This is a genomic window from Methylobacterium sp. WL6, assembly GCF_008040095.1.
Taxonomy (GTDB): domain Bacteria; phylum Pseudomonadota; class Alphaproteobacteria; order Rhizobiales; family Beijerinckiaceae; genus Methylobacterium.
This window is the reverse complement of the sequence record NZ_VRVH01000382.1, coordinates 1-3,590: the sequence shown is the minus strand read 5'-3', so window position 1 is coordinate 3,590 and position 3,590 is coordinate 1. Positions and strand designations below refer to the sequence as shown.

Below are 3,590 nucleotides of genomic sequence, written 5' to 3'. Positions count from 1 at the left end.
ATGCCCGGCGGAGCGCGGGCGGCGGCGGCGAGGACGGGACGCCACGGAACGTCGACGGCCGGGGGAGCGGACCGGGCGACCGCGACGGCCGCCGGAACCGGCACGTCCGCCATCGGCATCGCCTGCGCGGCCGTGCAGCATGCCAGGTGGTCGCCGTGATGGGGCGCGTCGGCCGGGCCCTGCCCGTCCGCGCCGGATTCCTGCAGGCAGAGCGCGTGCGCCGGGTCGAGGGTGCGCACGCCCGTCATCCCGCCGAGGACGGCCTGCAGGGCGAGCGCGTAGAGCGCGGTCACGGCGATGACCGCGCGGCAGACCTGCCAATCTGGCCGCCACATGCGCATGCCCCACGCCTAGGGCGCCGGCCGCCGCCCCGTCAATGCGGCAGAACCGTGCGAGGCCGTTTTCGCCGGGCCTGCCGCTCGGATCGAGGGCCGCCGCTCAGAACCGCCCGGCCAGCGTCAGCCGCACGGCGGTGGGCTCGACCGGGTGGAAGTGCCGGTCGGCGACGCCGTCGGCCGGTTCGCCCGGCAGGCGCGAGATATAGTAGTAGGTGATCTGGTCCGACTTGGCCTTTGTCAGGTTCAGCACGTCGAGCGACAGGCTGAGGCCGTTGTCGAAATGGTAGCCGACGCGGCCGTTGAGCAGCGCCGTCGGCTTCGAGCGCACGGAATTGTCCTCGATCAGCGGGCGCGGGCCGAAGTAGCGCAGCCGCATCGCGCCGAACCAGCCGAGGCCCTCGCCGAAGGTGAACCCAGCCGACGCGATCGTGGTCGGCGCCTCGGGGATGCGGTTGCCGACCGGGTCGACGTCGGAGAAGCGGGCATTGGTGACGGTGAGGTCCCCCTCCAGCCTCAGCCACGGCGTCACCGCGTAGCGGTTGGTCCACTCGATGCCGAAGCGGCGGCTCGGCCGGCTCGGCTCCGTCGTGCCGGTGTCGCCCTGGAACAGGTTCTCCGACGCGAAATCGAGGCGGAACAAGGCCAATGCGGTCTCCAGCCCGGCGATCGAGCGGTTGCGGATGCCGACCTCGTAGCCGGTCGAGGGCACGAGGAAGGGCGAGCGCGCGATGTTGAAGAGGGGGCTCGCCGGGTCGACCGTCGCGGTCACGCCGCGCACGTCGTTCGAGTGGAAGCCGCCGCCGTAGTTCACGTAGAGCTCGGTGTCGAACCACGGCCCCAGCACCAGCCCGAGCTTCGGGTTGACGATGCCGTCCCGTGCCTTGCCGGAATTGGCCGCCGTGTCGGAGACCACGTCGCCGTAGTAGCCGTCGGCCCGGAAGCCGACGCTGGTGCGCAGCCAGTCGGTCCAGCGCACGCGGTTGTCGACGTAGAACGCCCCGCTCGCCTCCAGCACCCGGTCGTCGAGGACGCCCGTGCGGAACTGGCGGTTCGCGGTGTTGAACAGCCCGACGCGGATCGCGTCGGTGCGGGTCTGCACCCCGATCTCGTTCTCCATCGGATGCCCGAACAGGTCGCCCTGGAAGACGTGGCTCACCTCGCCGCCGCCGAGGATGCGCTGGTCGAGCTGGTGGAACTGGTCTCCGTTGACCGGATCGTTGAGGAAGTAGGTGAAGTCGTTGAACAGGTTGAGCTGCGAGCGGATGACGTAGGCCGAGGCCCGCGTGACGCCGGTGTCGTCGGTCATGCTCCAGCGGCCCGAGAGCGAGAACCGGCTGCTGTCGCCGCCGTCGGTCGGGTTCAGGGTGCCGAAGCGGCCGATGATCCCCTCCGACACCGCGCGCGACGCGATCTGGTTGGTCGCGGCCCAGCGGCTGGCATAGGCCATGCCGGTGACCGAGAACCCGTCGAGCGCCGTGCCCTGGCTGTAGCGCACCACGCCGTTCACCTTGCGCAGCGCGTCCGGCACGTCCCACGGGCCGTCGTAGACCTGCGCCTCGCCCGCCACGAGCAGGTTGCCCTGGCCGAGGGGGGCCGAGGCGATGGTCAGCGCCCGCGCGTAGCCGAAGCTGCCGAACGAGGTCAGCGCGACGTTCTTGGCGACGGTGTCGAGGTAGTCGATCCGTACCGAGCCGGCCGAGGCGAAGTCGCCGTCGCGGACGAAGTACGGCCCCTTGTGGAACGCCACCGCGCCGACGAGCTCGGGGATCAGGAAGTTGATGTCGGCGTAGCCCTGGCCGTGCGCGTGCGTGCGCATGTTCACCGGCATCCCGTCGACCTCGATCGCGATGTCGGTGCCGTGGTCGAGGTTGAAGCCGCGTAGGAAGAACTGGTTGGCCTTACCCTCCCCCGAATGCTGGGTGACGATCAGGCCGGGCACGGATTCGAGCACCTCGCCCGGCCGCGTGATCGGGCGGCTGTTGATCTCGGCGCCGGAAACGATGCCGGCGCTCGCCGCATCCACCGTCCGAAGCGCCCCGCCGGCGCCGATGGTGCCGCCGACGTAGCCGGCGCTCGCCGCAGCCCCGGCGGCGGGCCTGGGATCGTCGGCCGTCACGGAGATCTCGGCGAGGTTCGCCTCGGCCTCCCCGGCGGCGGGGCGCGCCAGCGCGGCCGGGCCCGAGAGGGCGGCGGCGCAGGCGAGAGCGAGCAGGGTTGGCGTTCGGAAGACGGGCGGGGACTGGGACGCGGACACGGGACCTCGGGCGACGCGGACGTGGCACGTCACCGCGAACGAGGCCGATCCACCGCTCCGTCCGTCGGACGGCCGGGGGCTTCGACACCCGCCGGAACACCCCGCCCTACGCGCTTCGCGTGTGACCACGACTGACGGCAGGTCTCCTGGCTCGCGGGTCATCGCCCGCCACCGTCTTCCCGGATGCGGCGCATCCAGTGACGTCCAGTGGTGGAAGGCTCGCCGCTTACAGTTGCGGGGGCAGCCGCGGCTTCGGGCAAGGCCCCGTCGGGCCCTCCCCTCACCGCGTTCCCTTTTGATCCTCGATGAGGAACCGTCGCGTGCAGGTTGCGTCGGGCGCCGCCGGCCCGTCAATCCGGCTTTCGGACGCCGTCGCCGGGTGTGGCCGATCGGTGACGGCGTCAGCGGCTCGCGGCGAAGCGGGCCGGGCCGTCGCCGCGGCCGGTCACCACGACGAGGCGGCGGATCTCGCCGCGCAGGAACGCCTGCAGGAAGCGGTCGTAGTTCCGGAAGGACACGCAGCCGTTCGAGGCGCCGCTCGGCCCGAGCATGTAGGTGTGGGCCAGCAGCCCGTCGCGGCCGTGGATCGCGGCGGCGCCGCCCACCGGGTTGAGGCGGATCGCCCGCACGCCGTGGAACAAAGCCTCGCGCTCGGTGAGGTCGTAGGTGCCCGGCGGGGTCGAGCCGCGCATGCGCAGGTGCACGAAGTCGGGATGGTCCATGCTGGCGCCGAGGCCGGAATGGGCTTCCAGCACCTCGCCGTTCGGCAGGCGGACGGTGCGGGCGGTGATGTCGTAGATCGCCGTGCCGGCGCCCGCGTCGGGGCTGGGGAACAGGCGGCCGCGCGACCGCTCCAGCCCGGGGCTCTCGAGGGCGGCGTAGGCCAAAGCCGGGCCCGGGTCCTTCCGCGCGGCGAACAGCTCCTCGAAGAACGACGGCGTCTCGGCGGTGGGCGCCGGCACCGCCTCGGGCACCCGGCGCGGGGCGCGGCGCAGGGC

General features: G+C 72.4%; 3 protein-coding genes and 1 riboswitch. All 3 genes read right to left on the bottom strand.

Annotated elements, in window-relative coordinates:
* Nucleotides 1-335, bottom strand: a 335-nt coding sequence (locus tag FV230_RS25945) for a hypothetical protein (protein WP_147844435.1), incomplete at its 3' end; no start/stop codon positions are given.
* Nucleotides 336-438: 103 nt separating this feature from the next.
* Complete coding sequence (locus FV230_RS25940) at nt 439-2,454, bottom strand: TonB-dependent receptor (protein WP_246695005.1); 2,016 nt, start codon at nt 2,452-2,454, stop codon at nt 439-441.
* 256 nt (nt 2,455-2,710) lie between these two features.
* A riboswitch (cobalamin riboswitch) is annotated at nt 2,711-2,925 on the bottom strand.
* A gap of 68 nt (nt 2,926-2,993) precedes the next feature.
* Nucleotides 2,994-3,590: DUF2778 domain-containing protein (locus tag FV230_RS25935; protein ID WP_147844434.1), on the bottom strand; the 597-nt coding region annotated here is incomplete at its 5' end.